Annotated in this window: 1 protein-coding gene; it reads left to right on the plus strand. The window is 33.5% G+C overall.

Going from position 1 to position 400, the window contains the following annotated elements:
- Positions 1–400 (plus strand): IS5 family transposase (locus tag WFH18_RS17830; RefSeq protein WP_336755417.1); only part of this gene is annotated, 400 nt, incomplete at both ends.

The following is a 400-nucleotide window of genomic DNA, read 5'->3' on the forward strand; positions in this document are numbered from 1 at the left end:
TGTCGAAGCAATACTTTATAGAATAAGAACAGGCTGCCCATGGCGTGATTTGCCTAAAGAATTTGGTTCGTATAACTCAATCTTTAAAAAATATAATCGTTGGTGTAAAAATGATAAGTTAATGAAAATATTTAAATTAATTTCTTCAAATGCTGATATGGAATGGGTTTTTATTGATGCTAGTCATGTTCGGGCACACCAACATTCTGCTGGAATAAAAGATCAGGATATTTCTAAAAGCATTGGTGGAAATAGTTCTAAAATACACTTAGCTGTTGATGCGGATGGTAATCCAATCGAAATTATTATCTCCGATGGAACGATACATGATGTCAAGATTGCTCCCAAAATGATTGAAAAACTTGATTTGAGTGAAACGGAAGTATGTTGTGCAGACAAA

It is taken from the genome of Acinetobacter sp. USHLN143 (genome assembly GCF_037145695.1).
Lineage (GTDB): Bacteria > Pseudomonadota > Gammaproteobacteria > Pseudomonadales > Moraxellaceae > Acinetobacter > Acinetobacter fasciculus.